13 protein-coding genes are annotated in these 14293 nt (G+C 39.3%); 9 read left to right on the top strand and 4 right to left on the bottom strand.

From position 1 onward, the window contains the following. Window positions 1-37: 37 nt before the first annotated feature. Complete coding sequence (locus tag DOK79_RS11665; RefSeq protein WP_206857541.1) at window positions 38-436, bottom strand: VOC family protein; 399 nt, start codon at window positions 434-436, stop codon at window positions 38-40. An 87-nt stretch (window positions 437-523) separates the two neighbouring features. Continuing rightward, a complete protein-coding gene (locus DOK79_RS11670) occupies window positions 524-1003 on the bottom strand; it encodes a hypothetical protein (RefSeq protein ID WP_206857530.1) in 480 nt (159 codons plus the stop codon). A gap of 210 nt (window positions 1004-1213) precedes the next feature. On the opposite strand from DOK79_RS11670, the gene DOK79_RS11675 reads away from it, so the two are divergent. Next, window positions 1214-1846: a helix-turn-helix domain-containing protein gene (locus DOK79_RS11675; RefSeq protein WP_206857528.1), complete on the top strand. Its 633-nt coding sequence runs from the start codon at window positions 1214-1216 to the stop codon at window positions 1844-1846. A 132-nt stretch (window positions 1847-1978) separates the two neighbouring features. Here the strand turns inward: DOK79_RS11675 and DOK79_RS11680 are convergent, their stop codons facing one another. Continuing rightward, window positions 1979-2323: a DUF3788 family protein gene (locus tag DOK79_RS11680; protein WP_206857526.1), complete on the bottom strand. Its 345-nt coding sequence runs from the start codon at window positions 2321-2323 to the stop codon at window positions 1979-1981. A 224-nt stretch (window positions 2324-2547) separates the two neighbouring features. Here DOK79_RS11680 and DOK79_RS11685 point away from each other — a divergent pair, with 224 nt between their 5' ends. Beyond that, on the top strand, window positions 2548-3318 hold the full coding sequence (locus DOK79_RS11685; RefSeq protein WP_206857524.1) for an aminoglycoside phosphotransferase family protein: 771 nt from the start codon (window positions 2548-2550) through the stop codon (window positions 3316-3318). A 96-nt stretch (window positions 3319-3414) separates the two neighbouring features. On the opposite strand, the gene DOK79_RS11690 is transcribed toward DOK79_RS11685, so the two are convergent. Beyond that, entirely contained in the window at window positions 3415-4272 is an 858-nt protein-coding gene (locus DOK79_RS11690) for an AraC family transcriptional regulator (protein ID WP_206857515.1), read from the bottom strand. A 164-nt stretch (window positions 4273-4436) separates the two neighbouring features. On the opposite strand from DOK79_RS11690, the gene DOK79_RS11695 reads away from it, so the two are divergent. The 7 genes from DOK79_RS11695 to trmFO all read left to right on the top strand — a co-directional run bounded on the left by DOK79_RS11695 (window position 4437) and on the right by trmFO (window position 14234). Beyond that, window positions 4437-5777 carry a PTS sugar transporter subunit IIC gene (locus tag DOK79_RS11695; RefSeq protein WP_206857576.1) on the top strand — a complete coding sequence of 447 codons (1341 nt, stop codon included), beginning with the start codon at window positions 4437-4439 and terminating at the stop codon, window positions 5775-5777. Window positions 5778-5868: 91 nt separating this feature from the next. After that, entirely contained in the window at window positions 5869-7650 is a 1782-nt protein-coding gene (locus DOK79_RS11700) for a glycoside hydrolase family 35 protein (protein WP_206857506.1), read from the top strand. 496 nt (window positions 7651-8146) lie between these two features. Then, a complete protein-coding gene (ylqF, locus tag DOK79_RS11705) occupies window positions 8147-9007 on the top strand; it encodes a ribosome biogenesis GTPase YlqF (RefSeq protein WP_206857504.1) in 861 nt (286 codons plus the stop codon). After that, window positions 9000-9767 (top strand): ribonuclease HII, encoded by a 768-nt coding sequence (locus DOK79_RS11710; RefSeq protein ID WP_206857502.1) that lies wholly within the window; start codon window positions 9000-9002, stop codon window positions 9765-9767. Before ylqF ends, DOK79_RS11710 begins: the two co-directional genes overlap by 8 nt. A gap of 55 nt (window positions 9768-9822) precedes the next feature. Next, on the top strand, window positions 9823-10680 hold the full coding sequence (dprA, locus tag DOK79_RS11715; protein ID WP_206857500.1) for a DNA-processing protein DprA: 858 nt from the start codon (window positions 9823-9825) through the stop codon (window positions 10678-10680). A 127-nt stretch (window positions 10681-10807) separates the two neighbouring features. Beyond that, window positions 10808-12886, top strand: coding sequence for a type I DNA topoisomerase (gene topA, locus DOK79_RS11720; protein ID WP_206857486.1), 2079 nt, complete (start codon window positions 10808-10810; stop codon window positions 12884-12886). 22 nt (window positions 12887-12908) lie between these two features. Continuing rightward, window positions 12909-14234: an FADH(2)-oxidizing methylenetetrahydrofolate--tRNA-(uracil(54)-C(5))-methyltransferase TrmFO gene (gene trmFO / locus DOK79_RS11725; protein WP_206857484.1), complete on the top strand. Its 1326-nt coding sequence runs from the start codon at window positions 12909-12911 to the stop codon at window positions 14232-14234. The last annotated feature ends 59 nt before the right edge of the window (window positions 14235-14293 follow it).

A 14293-nucleotide genomic window follows, 5' to 3' on the forward strand; every position in this document is an offset into this window, starting at 1 on the left:
CCCCAATATGTCGCTTATTGGAGATGTTTCTTCTTTTTTACATATTCATCCACATTGGTTCCAACGTGTTTCCATCGGGATCTTGGACTTCGAGGGAGAACATTTCTTCCTCAGGCATCCCCATATCAACTGTATGGTAGCTACCACCATTTTCTTTTGCGATTTCACCAAAACGTTTGACTTCAGCGGCATTAGCTAAGCTAAAAGCAATCAGTGCGCCACTTGTTTTCTTTGTATCTGCGATATCTTTATCTTTCAAGAATTTTTTGTAAAAGTCATGTGTCAAGAGCATGATCCAAAATGTGTCATTCCAAACCATTGCACTAGCATCCTCAGTTGAAAATTCTTTGTTTTGCTTGAATCCAAGTTTAGTGTAAAATTCGACTGATCGACTAACATCATGTACAGGGAAATTGACTAAAACCATTGTGTCCATTTGATACAGCTCCTTTCAATTTTCCTCTATCATGCGCCAATAAGTAAGCGTTGTCAAAAGATTCAGCTTGGGGAAGAGACTCTTTTCTTACTGGACATATCCAGAAAAAACATAATCAACTGTGCTGTAAAATTCGTAGTAGAATCTTGAATTTCGGTCCGTCATATTTAGGCTACTAGTGATTGTAGAACCAGAGGAAACAAAGTGTGTTTTTAAGACCGCATGGTTCACTGAGTTTCTCATTCGAATTTCCAATGTTCCACGACCTTGGTTATGGAAGTAATAATTATACGTATTCTTACCTAAGATATTGTAGTTAGAATAAAGGTAATATCCGCCACTATAAGTGCCAGACATCGTATTTCTACCTGATGACGCGACATTCCAATTGGCTGTTGGTAAACTGGTACCTCTTGTAAGCCCAGGAGTCAAATTGTACAACATGACCTCCGTTTGCATTTCGACGTTTTCTGGTGGACTCACTAATTCATTGGCAGAAACAGAGGGGCCTATCATTGATCCGTAAAAAAATAAAAGAGGCATTAGTGTCAAGAATAGTTTTCTCATAAATTCTCCTTACTGTTATTTTTTGGTAAACGTTTACTACTAAATGATAAGCGTCAAACTGCTAGATTTCAACCAGAAAAACCTTATTTTAACGTGTGTCACAGATTGTGGCATCCGATTTTTTCGAAAGATCATACTAGACACTAGAAATATCTTTCAAGTTTTTTTATTAAATGGTTAAATGTTAGATAGAGTGAAGGAGGAGATGAAATGGAGTTTGGAAAAATCTTAAAAGAAAAAAGAAAACAGTTAGGGATCACTCAAGAAGATTTGGCAAAAAAATTGAATGTCAGTCGATCAGCGATCTCAAATTGGGAAATAGGTAGAAACTATCCAGATATACATACCTTAGTAGAAATATCGGCACTTTTAGCTGTTTCTTTAGATGAACTACTAGAGAATACAGATGCAATTGAGGAAGCAGTCGAATCGGAGCTGAAACAGAAACGACGACTGAAGAAAATGGTGGTCGGTATATCAACTTGTTTTGCGATCTTTTTGGCAATGGGGATTTTGTATTTTGTGACGAATCAACCAAAAATCGAATGGGCTCAAGCAAAGACGACTACATCTGGTGAAGTGGTGCTTTTCAACAAAAAAGATATTAAAGAGATCAATCTATCAGATAAAAAATTATCGATCGTCTTTGATTTACCGGATGAAAATCACTATGCAGGTTATTACGTAGATGGTAGTGAGCAATTGGGAGAAGTTAACTTGGATATTTATAAAATGCAAAATTCTGAGATCAGCAAGCATGGAGTCGATCACGACGGTCTTGTTGAGATCGACCTTAGCAATTTTACAAGAGTAAAAAAAGTCAATATCAATCATGCACAATAGAAAAAATATCAAGTACTAGTGAAAAAATTTAGTTAGAAAAGCAAGCTTCGTGAAGTGATCGCTGATTCAATCACTGCACGAAACTTGCTTTTTTAGATTATGCAGAGTTTTTTGGTCGATGTCAGGATAGGATCATTTTGTGCTTATTTCCTCATAACGCTGAATGACTGCCAGTTTTGCTTCTTCCAAAACTTTCTCATCACGAACTTCAAAGGAACGGCCAGGGATCAGAACCAAAAGGTATCCTGCTTGAGGGTAAATGGTGCAAAGTATTTTACCATGTTTGCGGTATTTGATATTCCAACCTCGCCAAATATTTTTGTCCATTCTACAGTTTGAGTAAGCATACTTGGGTTTGATCTTATATCCTTCAGTCAGGTACTCATTTAGTTTCGAAAAAAGCTCGGGATCGGTAAATTCCTTGATTTCAGCTTCTGTAGGTTGAGTTTCTTTATCAAAGTTTTCGTAATTAAGCATATACTTTCTCCTTTTTTTATTTATTAAGTAGAGAGATCTTCAGAAATTAACTCAGTCGTTGCATAGAAGAGTCAGCTTCTTTCGTTTTAATGTAAACGATTTCTTAAAATGATTATAACAAATGAGAGATCATTTGAAAAACCATCGTCCATTCGCATGTTTTTCAAATATATAGGGGAATCAATATGGTAAACTGATTAAAAGAGCTGAAAGTGAGGATTCAGATGATCGAAAAGAAACCAAAAGGACGTGACGGTGTAGTTATCCAAGAAGAGCATGTGATTCGTCCAAAAAAAGTTTGGTCAGAGGATGTTCAAAAGTTTTTAAGGTATCTGAGAGAAAAAGGTGTAGATTATGTCCCAGAACCGTATGGCTATGATGAACAAGGAAATGAAGTGGTTTCTTATCTGGCTGGTGAGGTCTATGACTATCCGTTACCACCACAACTGTTGACGGATGCTGCTATTTGTTCCGCAGGGCGATTGCTAAGAAATTTTCACGATCAAAATCAAGCCTATCTTGCTTTTTTGAGCGGGGAAGAAAAATGGATGCTCCAGTCATTCGGGGAGCCTGAGGTGATGTGCCATAATGACTTTGCTCCATATAATGTGACAACAGAAAATGGTCTAGCCATTGGTATCATTGATTTTGACACAATAGCTCCCGGTTCAAGAATTTGGGATGTGAGCTATGGTGCCTATCGTTGGGTACCTTTGGAGTCGGCACAAGAAACCCTGATCACGGACGAAGCTTGTCTTCGGTTGAAAAAATTTATTGAAGCTTATGGCCTTCATGAATCTGCCTATCCAGACTTGATTCCTACGATGGTCAAACGCCTCGCTTATATGATTGCGTTCATTACTTATGCAGCCGAAAGTGGCGAAGCAAATTTTCAAACAAATATTCAAGATGGGCATACCAAAAAATATGAACAAGATATTCATTGGTTGCTAGAAAATGAGGAAAAGATTTTAAAAGAGTTACAAAGAAAATAAAAGATGAACTTGCTTGAAGAAGCATACTCGAGTAACCAGGCGACATCCACGAATATTGGTGGGTGCCGCCTGGTTGAAGTCGTTTAGAAATCACGTTTACTTAAATCGGATATTTTTCAATTGCTCTTTATCTAGTTTTCTGAATTTGGAAGGACAGTAACCCATGTTTTTGGAAAAAGTTTTTGAAAACAAAAACTCATCTTTGTAGCCAATCCTGTGCGCGATTTCTTTGATGGTTGCATCAGAATCGAGTAGTAGATCGACAGAGACTCTCATTCTGTGGTTAGTGATTATTTTTTTAGGGCTCGAATGAAATTTAGACATACATAATTTGTACAATTGGCTATAACTTATATTAAAATGTTCAGCGATGTTTAGCGGGGAAATATTGTCCATATAATGATTATTTATGTAATCAACAATATTAACCTCAGTAGGTCTATTTGTGTTTAAAGAAGGTAGTAAAAAAGTCTTTTTGATCCGGTACAAAAAATCATATAAAGCGGCTGTATTTCGAAGCTCTTTTAAAGACTCAGATTCATCGATCTGTTCTCTGTTATCTTGTATGATCTCTAGCATGATTTTTTTTATATTGCTCGTCATATCATCAGTTAAGGTTGCGGTATGCTTATTTACGAGTGTTGTTTCGTCTAGAAAATCAAAAATTTTTTCTCCTTGAACACCTAACCAAATCAGTGTCCATGGCTGTGCTTTATCTGTATAATATCTCACTTTTTGTCCTTGGAAAAAGAAGAAAACATTATTTTTTTTTAGTTCATAATGTTGTCCATCTACTTCTAAGAAACCTTTGCCAGATAAGACATAATGAAATATCCATTTTTGCTGAACAGTATACCTGCGAACAGTAGAGTTTGCTTGGTAAGATTCATATCCGCATTGAGAGAGCGAAATAGGGGTTGCAATTGATTGACTATGGTACCAAAAATCTTCCATTACTTCCATCCTTTAAATTATCATTTATGAAGAAAATTCCATGTTTTAAGTATAAAATATCATGTTCAAAAGTTCAATTCGAATGTATACTCTTTTCATGGATAGCGCTTCCAATATGTTTTTTTATATTTTTGAAAGTGGTGAATAGAGTGAGTAGTAAAATAATGGATGGGATTCAGAATAAAATTTTACCCATTGCGACTAAAATTGGTAACCAACGATTTTTAGTTGCGCTTAGAGATTCTTTTATAGGAACGATGCCTGTAGTAATGACAGGTTCGATTGCTATACTGATCAATGCATTTTTAGTTGACATTCCTAGTCAATTCAATTTAGAAAATATCACAGCGATGTTCCAATGGTGGGTGGATATCAATAGTTTAGTTTTTAAAGGAAGTATCTCAGTTGTTGCTTTACTCTTTATTTATTGTTTAGGTGTAAATATTGCGAAAATATACAATATCGATACATTATCTTCTGGTTTAGTTGCTTTATCGGCCTTTATTATTTCGATTGGAAATTCTATGACTTCAACTTATAGTCTAACGAATACTGGGAATGCTGATCTTTCAAGTCTATTTAAAGGAATCGATGGCATAACAGTAACAGGAAATAACTTGAATGTGACGATCACAGGTTTACTGCCTGGTGCGCAAATCAATTCAAATGGATACTTTACAGCGATAATCGTAGGTTTTCTTTCTTCGATTGTTTTCTGTAAATTAATGGGGAAAAATTGGACGATAAAATTACCAGAGACAGTTCCTCCTGCGATTGCCAAACCTTTTTTATCGATCATTCCGGCTCTTGTTTCTTTATATATAGTTGGTGTTATCACTTATTTCTTCAGCCAAATCACTGGCTCGTTACTGATCGATTGGATCTATAGAGTGTTACAAACGCCATTGTTAGGTTTATCGCAAAGCTTCTTTGCTGTAGTGTTAGTCGCTGTATTGACGCAATTTTTCTGGTTTTTTGGTATTCACGGTGGAAATGTGATGGCACCGATCATGGAGGGCGTTTTTGGCGTCGCTTTGCTAGCTAACTTAGAAGCTTTCCAAAACAATGAACCAATTCCATATGTTTGGACAAGTGCCTCATATGGTTCGTATGTTTGGTATGCGACGTTAGGTTTGTTGATCGCTATTTTTTGGTTCTCAAAAAATGGTCATTACAAAGAAGTGGCTAAATTAGGCGTTGCTCCATGTCTGTTCAATATTGGGGAACCAGTGATGTATGGACTACCTACAGTATTGAATCCACTTTTGTTTATTCCTTTCATTCTTTGTCCAGCTGTAATGTCTAGTGTGGCATATTTAGCAACTGATCTAGGCTGGGTTTCTCCAGTGACACAGAATGTCACGTGGGTCATGCCCCCTGTTTTATATGGCTTCTTTTCAACCGGTTTTGATTGGCGAGCCATTGTCTTATCACTTGTAAACTTAACTTTAGCTACTCTGATCTATTTACCATTTGTCAAAATGGCGGATAAGGAAGCGGTATAATTTTAGTTACTTGATAAATAAACAAATCACCCAAGTGAAAAAGTAACTTTTTAAATTAAAAAATGGAAATTTTGACCAGAAAGAAGTAAATATGCAAATGTTTGAGATACAAGAAGAGTTTTTATTAGATGGAAAACCAGTAAAATTGATCAGTGGAGCGATCCACTATTTTCGAATGACACCGGAACAGTGGGAAGACAGTTTATACAATTTGAAAGCTCTCGGTGCGAACACGGTAGAAACCTATATTCCTTGGAATTTACATGAACCGATCGAAGGGGTCTATGATTTTGAGGGGATGAAAGATATCGTTGCTTTTGTGTCATTGGCACAAGAACTGGGCTTGATGGTCATCCTAAGACCATCCGTCTACATTTGTGCCGAATGGGAATTCGGTGGGTTACCAGCATGGCTCTTGAAAGAAAAAAGACGATTACGCTCGACTGATCCACATTTCATGGCAAAAGTACGCACCTATTTCAGTGTACTTTTGCCCAAATTAGTACCTCTACAGGTGACTCATGGTGGACCAGTCATCATGATGCAAGTCGAAAATGAGTACGGTTCTTATGGGATGGAAAAAGAATACTTGCGCCAAACTAAGCAATTGATGGAAGAGTTTGGGATCGATGTTCCGTTATTTACCTCAGACGGGGCATGGGAAGAAGCATTGGATGCGGGTACATTGATTGAAGAGGATGTATTCGTGACTGGAAATTTTGGGAGTCATTCCAAAGAAAATGTTGCAGTGATGAAAGCATTTATGGCAAAGCATGAGAAAAATTGGCCAATAATGTGCATGGAATACTGGGATGGCTGGTTCAATCGTTGGGGCGAACCGATCATCAAGCGTGACGGGCAAGAGCTAGCGAATGAAGTCAAAGAGATGTTGACGTTAGGTTCTTTGAATCTTTATATGTTTCATGGAGGAACTAACTTTGGTTTTTACAATGGTTGTTCCGCTCGTGGGGTTCTTGATTTGCCGCAAATAACAAGTTATGACTATGATGCGTTATTGACCGAAGCTGGTGAGCCAACTGAGAAATATTTCCATGTGCAAAGAGCGATTAAAGAAGTCTGTCCTGAAGTATGGCAAGCTGAGCCTCGCAAGAAGGTTTTCGGTACATTAGGAACTTATCCAGTGACCAACAGTGTATCGTTACTCGCAATCAAAGATCAGATCATGACACCACAAGAGACGATATATCCATTAACGATGGAAGAAGCAGGTACTGGCTATGGCTACATACTTTATTCAGCCAGTATCAAAAACTATCATCATGAAAACAAATTAAAAGTCGTTGACGCCGGTGATCGTTTGCATATTTTCGTTGACGGCAGGCTACAAGCAATCCAATATCAAGAAACGCTCGGCGAAGAAATGATGATCAATGGTATGCCGGAGACAGAGTGGATTGAACTGGACGTTTTAGTGGAAAACTTAGGTCGGGTAAACTATGGCTTCAAATTAAATAGTCCTACGCAAGCAAAGGGCATACGTGGTGGAATCATGCACGATATCCATTTCCATCAAGGATATTTGCAATATGCGTTGACGTTGTCCGAAGAGCAACTACAAAAAATCGATTACACAGCAAATAAAAATGCCACACAACCTTCTTTTTATCAGGTTGAATTCGCGTTGGAAACCCTTAGTGATACTTTTATCGATTGTAGTGATTATGGTAAAGGTGTAGTGATCGTCAATGGCATCAATCTAGGACGGTACTGGCAAAATGGCCCGATCCATTCTTTGTACTGCCCAAAAGAATTTTTGAAAAAAGGATCAAACGAAATCGTGATTTTTGAAACCGATGGGGTAGAGATCAAGGAACTTATCTTTTGTGAGCAACCAATGATCAGCAAAAAGTAAATTTGAACGTTAGGGTTTCAACTAGGGAATGTGTCCTTCTCCTTTTGACTTTATCGAGGCTATGGAGTGGATAACGGCAACTAACTCTTATATATTTGGATGGAAAGACGTTTAAAAAAAGATATATGACATTGCTGGAAACACGTAGACAAGAAACTACGTGTTTTTTCTTTTTTAAAAGTTCTAGTCCTTAAAACATAGCTGCGCTTAGAACGTAGTATAGTTGATTCTACGGATTACTTGAGGATGAATCGTGGGAATAGTCGAACGATCAGGGGGAAGCTTGCTGTATGAAGGGAAAGATGGCAGATATTCACTATTTAACTGATTTATGGTAAAATGCGAAAGATACTTGGTTATAAGAGATTGTTCAGGGATAATCTTTTTATTTTATGGAAAAGATAAGTTATCCATCGTTCTCCCCAGTTACACGTTACTTGGATTTATGGGAAAAACGCTCTTAAAACCTTGATATGAAAGGAGTGGCCTTAAAGTAATGACTATCCAATGGTTTCCAGGGCATATGGCGAAAGCCAGACGTGAAGTTTCAGAAAAAATGAAGTATGTCGATATCGTTTTTGAACTAGTCGATGCACGCTTGCCTTTATCTTCACGTAATCCAATGCTAGACCAGATCATTCAACAAAAACCAAGACTTGTTCTGTTGAACAAAGCAGATTTAGCCGATCCACAACAAACAAAATTATGGCAACAATATTTTAGAAAACAAGGACATCAAGCCTTAGCAATCACTGCACAGGAAAGTAAAGGAATCAAGGCGTTGATTCCTGCTGCAAAAGAAGCACTGAAAGAAAAGCGGGAAAGAGATGCAGCTCGTGGGATCAAACCTCGAGCGATCCGCGCGATGGTTTTAGGTATCCCCAATGTAGGGAAATCGACCTTGATGAATCGATTAGTTGGTAAAAAAATCGCGCAGACAGGAAATAAACCTGGTGTGACGAAAGGGCAACAATGGCTTCGTTTAGGTAGTGAATTAGAACTCTTAGATACACCGGGGATTTTATGGCCTAAGTTTGAAGATGAGGAAATCGGGAAGAAATTAGCATTGACTGGCGCGATCAAAGATCAATTGGTCCATCTTGATGATCTAGCGATTTACGGTTTAGATTTCTTTGCCCGTTATTACCCAAATAAAATCAGTGAACGTTATGGATTGTCACCAGAAGAAGAGCAACAAATCGCACCTGAACTTTTGATGACGATCACGCAACGTAGAGGGTATCGAGATGATTATGACCGTGGGAGCGAGCTAGTGGTCTTTGATATTCGCCAAGGAAAACTAGGCCGCTATACTTTGGATCGCTGTGAGGAAATGGAAGAGACTACGCATGAGTGAATCCATCCAAAGCATCAAAGAAAGACTGAAACAAATCACAACCTTAGATGATCCAGTGGTCACTCAACTAAGATTGGATGAGCGAAAAGGTGTGCAGCAAGCGTTGCTCTCTTTTGAAAAGCGCTTGGCAAAAGAAGCACTGATCCGAGAAAAATATGAAACGATGTCTTTCTATGAAAAAGAAGGGTACGCACAAGGGCATCAACTGATTGCTGGCATCGATGAAGTCGGCAGAGGTCCGTTAGCTGGTCCTGTTGTCTCCGCAGCAGTTATTTTACCTAACGATGTTTCAATCTATGGTTTGAATGATTCAAAGCAACTTTCGGAGAAAAAGCGGGAAGAATTGTACGAGCAGATCCAAGAAAAAGCTCTCTCGATCGGTATCGGTGTGATCGATGAACAGACGATCGATCGTGTCAATATTTACGAAGCAAGTAAATTAGCGATGTGTGAAGCGGTGAAACAATTGACCCCTCAACCTACGTATTTATTGATCGATGCAATGACGTTAGATTTACCGATTGCACAAAATAAACTGATCAAAGGGGATGCTCGCTCGATCTCGATCGCAGCTGCAAGTATTATTGCGAAAGTCTATCGTGATCGATTGATGAAGGAATATGAGGAACAATACCCTGGCTACGGTTTTGCGAAAAATGCAGGTTACGGTACCAAAGAGCATCTCTTAGGATTAGCGCAACACGGTATTACACCGATCCATCGTAAAAGCTTTGCACCAGTCAAACAATATTTATCATAAACAATGCGCCGCTTTTCACGTATCTTATTAAAAAGATTAGAAAAGGTGGCGCTTTATGATTTTTCACAATGAATTTATTACGAAATTAGCACTGGTCAAAGGTCTGAGCGGACCACAAAAATGGCTTGTAATCCAGCATCTATTGGTGGAGAAGAAAGCGTGGCTTTCGATCGATGAAATACTGACAGTCGTTCGTTTCCATCGTTCAAAAGAGCAATTTTATGAAAATTGGCAGCAGATCAACGATACGTGGCGGCAAGTAATAAGAGGGAACCCGTACATAACTTTTCTTGATCCGATTTACCCTCCCCAACTGCTTCACTTGGCAAATCCTCCGATCATCTTGTTTTACCAAGGAGACCTTTCGTTGTTGCAACGAAAAATGATTGCTGTTGTTGGGGGTAGAGAAACTTCTGGGTACGCGAAAAAAATAGTTGAAGAAGTTCTTGCCCCAGTGATCGATCAACACTATGTGATCGTTAGCGGTTGTGCAAAAGGCGTGGATACTTATGCGCATCAAGTAACGATGCGTCGATCAGGTAGGACGATCGCAGTGATCGGTACCGGGATCAACCAGAGTTATCCGAAAGAAAACCAACAACTGCAACGAGAGATTGCGCGTAATCATCTTTTATTGAGTGAGTTTCTACCAGATGCGCGTCCTCAAAAATTTCATTTCCCAATGAGAAACCGACTGATTGCTGCTTTGTCGCAAGGGATTTGCGTGATTGAGGCAAGAGCAAAAAGCGGATCGCTGATTACCGCAGAGCAAGGGTTAGAAATCGGACGACCAATTTTTTCTATCCCTGGGAATATTTTGACAGGACAATCGACTGGCTGTCACCAATTGATCCAAGATGGAGCAATATGTACATTTTCGGGCCAAGATATCCTGAATGAATTGGAATCATAACGATTGATTTATTATTGCTTTCCTTGACAAACGTTTTCTGAATGGATATGATAAGCTACGATTTGTAAAAAGTCCTTGTGGCATATATATAGTAGGAACCCGAAAATGGAAAGGAGTCCATTCAGGAATGGCATATAAATATTTAGTGATCGTAGAATCACCTGCAAAAGCCAAGACGATTGAAAAATATCTTGGCCGTAATTATAAAGTAATGGCTAGTGTAGGACATATTCGTGACTTACCTAAGAGTAAGATGGGGATCGATTTTGAAAATAATTATGAACCGCATTATATCTCGATTCGAGGTAAAGGCGATGTAATAAAGAGTCTCAAAGCAGCGGCAAAAAAAGCACAAAAAGTTTACCTCGCAAGTGACCCGGATAGAGAAGGGGAAGCAATTGCTTGGCATTTGGCCTATTTATTAGGCTTGGATCTAAACGATAAGAATCGGGTTGTCTTCAATGAAATCACCAAGGATGCAGTCAAGGCGGCATTTAAAGAGCCACGTTCGATCGATGTGGATCTTGTTGATGCGCAACAAGCACGTCGAACGCTTGACCGTATCGTTGGTTATTCGATTAGTCCGATCTTATGGCGTAAAGTGAAAAAAGGATTGAGTGCTGGTCGGGTTCAATCGATTGCATTGAAGATCATCATTGAACGCGAAAAAGAAATCCGTGATTTCACACCGGAAGAGTATTGGAGTATTGACGGAAACTTTAAGAAAGAACGCAAGAAATTCAAAGCGAACTTTTGGGGAGTTGACGGGAAAAAGAAAAAACTTTCTGATGCTGAAACTGTAAAAGAAGTGACTGACCGTATCACTGGCAAAGAGTTTGCTGTGACAAAAGTCGAAAAGAAAGAACGCAAGCGAAACCCAGCGAATCCTTTTACGACAAGTAGTCTGCAACAAGAAGCGGCACGTAAACTGAATTTCAGAACACGTAAAACGATGATGGTCGCGCAACAGTTGTATGAAGGAATCTCACTCGGTAAACAAGGAACAATCGGGTTGATCACTTATATGCGTACCGATTCCACACGGATCGCTGACACTGCAAAAGCGGAAGTCGCAACATTTATCGAAGAAACTTATGGGAAAGAATTCTCGAGTCATTCAGAACGTAAAGCAGCAAATTCTAAAGGCGCACAAGATGCCCATGAAGCGGTCCGTCCGACAAGTGCTTTGCGTACACCTGATGACTTGAAACAATACTTGGATAAAGACCAATTAAAATTGTATACGTTGATCTGGTCACGTTTTGTTGCCAGTCAAATGACACCAGCTGTCTTAGATACGATGAAAGTGACGTTGGAACAAAACGATGTCAGATTCATTGCGAACGGCTCAAAGATCAAGTTCAAAGGATTTATGCAAGTCTATGTTGAAGGTCGCGATGATGGGAAAGAAGACAAAGAAAATATTTTACCAGAGTTAGCAGAAGGCGATACAGTGCAATCGGTCGATATCGAACCGAAACAACATTTCACTCAACCACCTGCACGCTATAGTGAAGCGACATTGATCCGTGCGTTGGAAGAAAATGGGGTAGGTCGTCCATCGACTTATGCGCCAACATTAGATACGATCCAACGACGTTATTATGTGAAATTGACACAAAAACGTTTTGAACCGACCGAATTAGGAGAAATCGTCAATTCGTTGATCTGCGAATTCTTCCCGCAAATCGTGGATATCCATTTCACAGCTGAAATGGAAGATGACTTGGATAAAGTCGAAGAAGGAAAAGAAGAGTGGATCGAAGTCGTCGATCGTTTTTATAAACCATTTGAAAAAGAATTATCGAATGCCGAAGAAAAAATCGAGAAAATCCAGATCAAAGATGAACCAGCTGGCTTTGATTGTGATTTGTGTGGGCATCCTATGGTGATAAAATTAGGGAAGTATGGTAAATTCTATGCATGTAGTAATTTTCCGGATTGCCGTAATACCAAACCGATCGTTAAAGAGATCGGAGTCACTTGTCCAGTTTGTCATGAAGGACAAGTTATCGAACGTAAATCTAAGAAAAATCGTCTTTTCTATGGCTGTTCTCGCTTCCCTGAATGTGAATTCACGTCATGGGAAAAACCAATCGGCAGAAATTGTCCGAAATGTGATCATTATCTAGTCGAGAAAAAAGTCAAAGGCGGTAAACAAGTCGTTTGTACGAATGGTGATTACGAAGAAGATGTGCAAAAATAAAGAAATGAGAAGAGGTTTTTAGTTGGAAAACGTGAATGTTGTAGGTGCAGGCCTAGCAGGAAGCGAAGCAGCATGGCAAATCGCTCAAGCAGGTGTACCTGTGAAGTTATATGAAATGAGACCAGTGAAAAAGACAGAAGCCCATCATACAGATAATTTTGCTGAATTAGTCTGTTCAAATTCTTTGAGAGGGAATAGTCTGGCGAACGCAGTTGGCTTATTAAAAGAAGAAATGCGTCGCTTAGATTCAGTGATCATCCATTCTGCCGATGAAACAGCAGTTCCTGCGGGTGGTGCGTTAGCGGTTGACCGTGATTCATTTTCTGAAACGATCACTCGTAAGGTCAAAGAGCATCCTCTAGTCACAGTAGTGAATGAAGAGATCACTGAGATTCCAGAGGGGATCACAGTAGTTGCTACAGGACCTTTGACTTCTCATCCTTTAGCAGAAAGCATCAAAGCATTTAATGGCTCAGACGGCTTTTATTTCTATGATGCTGCTGCACCGATCGTTGATAAAGCAACGATCGACATGGACAAAGTATATTTAAAATCACGTTATGACAAAGGGGAAGCTGCTTACTTGAACTGTCCAATGACAGAAGAAGAATTCAAAGCTTTCCATGACGCGTTAGTGAATGCTGAAGTCGCAGAATTGAAATCCTTCGAAAAAGAAAAATATTTTGAAGGCTGTATGCCAATCGAAGTAATGGCGCAACGCGGCTTTAAGACAATGTTGTTTGGTCCAATGAAACCAGTTGGCTTGGAAGATCCAAAAACAGGCAAAAGACCTTACGCAGTCATCCAGCTAAGACAAGACAATGCGGCCGCTTCTCTTTACAATATCGTAGGTTTCCAAACCCATTTGAAATGGGGCGAACAAAAGCGTGTATTCCGTATGATCCCGGGTTTAGAGAATGCAGAGTTCGTACGCTACGGTGTAATGCACCGAAATAGTTTCATGAACTCACCAGAGCTATTGAAACCGACCTACCAATCAACAAAGCGTGAGGATCTGTTTTTCGCAGGACAAATGACCGGTGTAGAAGGTTATGTTGAAAGTGCGGCAAGTGGCTTACTTGCAGGAATCAATGCTGCTCGTCTAGCCAAAGGACTGGAACCTGTCGTTTTACCGCAGGAAACAGCGATGGGAAGTATGGCGTACTACATTACCCATGCAGAAGGCAAACATTTCCAACCAATGAATGCAAACTATGGATTGTTCCCAGAATTGCCTGAACGTATCCGTGATAAGAAGTCTCGTTACGAAGCAATTGCCGAACGTGCTTTAGCAGCCAATGAAAAAGTGAAGCAAGAATTATTGAATGAGGAATTTGCTTCTCGTTAAACGGATGTTATGTAATAAGTCGAAGTTTCTCTGAATGGTGTTCACCATTTCTGAGTGCT

The sequence above is a fragment of the Enterococcus sp. DIV1094 genome, assembly GCF_017316305.2.
GTDB lineage: Bacteria > Bacillota > Bacilli > Lactobacillales > Enterococcaceae > Enterococcus_B > Enterococcus_B mangumiae.

Coding starts and splice junctions, on each gene's coding strand:
- DOK79_RS11665 (WP_206857541.1), bottom strand. CDS start 436: ATGGACACAATGGTTTTAGTCAATTTCCCTGTACATGATGTTAGTCGA.
- DOK79_RS11670 (WP_206857530.1), bottom strand. CDS start 1,003: ATGAGAAAACTATTCTTGACACTAATGCCTCTTTTATTTTTTTACGGA.
- DOK79_RS11675 (WP_206857528.1), top strand. CDS start 1,214: ATGGAGTTTGGAAAAATCTTAAAAGAAAAAAGAAAACAGTTAGGGATC.
- DOK79_RS11680 (WP_206857526.1), bottom strand. CDS start 2,323: ATGCTTAATTACGAAAACTTTGATAAAGAAACTCAACCTACAGAAGCT.
- DOK79_RS11685 (WP_206857524.1), top strand. CDS start 2,548: ATGATCGAAAAGAAACCAAAAGGACGTGACGGTGTAGTTATCCAAGAA.
- DOK79_RS11690 (WP_206857515.1), bottom strand. CDS start 4,272: ATGGAAGATTTTTGGTACCATAGTCAATCAATTGCAACCCCTATTTCG.
- DOK79_RS11695 (WP_206857576.1), top strand. CDS start 4,437: ATGGATGGGATTCAGAATAAAATTTTACCCATTGCGACTAAAATTGGT.
- DOK79_RS11700 (WP_206857506.1), top strand. CDS start 5,869: ATGCAAATGTTTGAGATACAAGAAGAGTTTTTATTAGATGGAAAACCA.
- ylqF (WP_206857504.1), top strand. CDS start 8,147: ATGACTATCCAATGGTTTCCAGGGCATATGGCGAAAGCCAGACGTGAA.
- DOK79_RS11710 (WP_206857502.1), top strand. CDS start 9,000: ATGAGTGAATCCATCCAAAGCATCAAAGAAAGACTGAAACAAATCACA.
- dprA (WP_206857500.1), top strand. CDS start 9,823: ATGATTTTTCACAATGAATTTATTACGAAATTAGCACTGGTCAAAGGT.
- topA (WP_206857486.1), top strand. CDS start 10,808: ATGGCATATAAATATTTAGTGATCGTAGAATCACCTGCAAAAGCCAAG.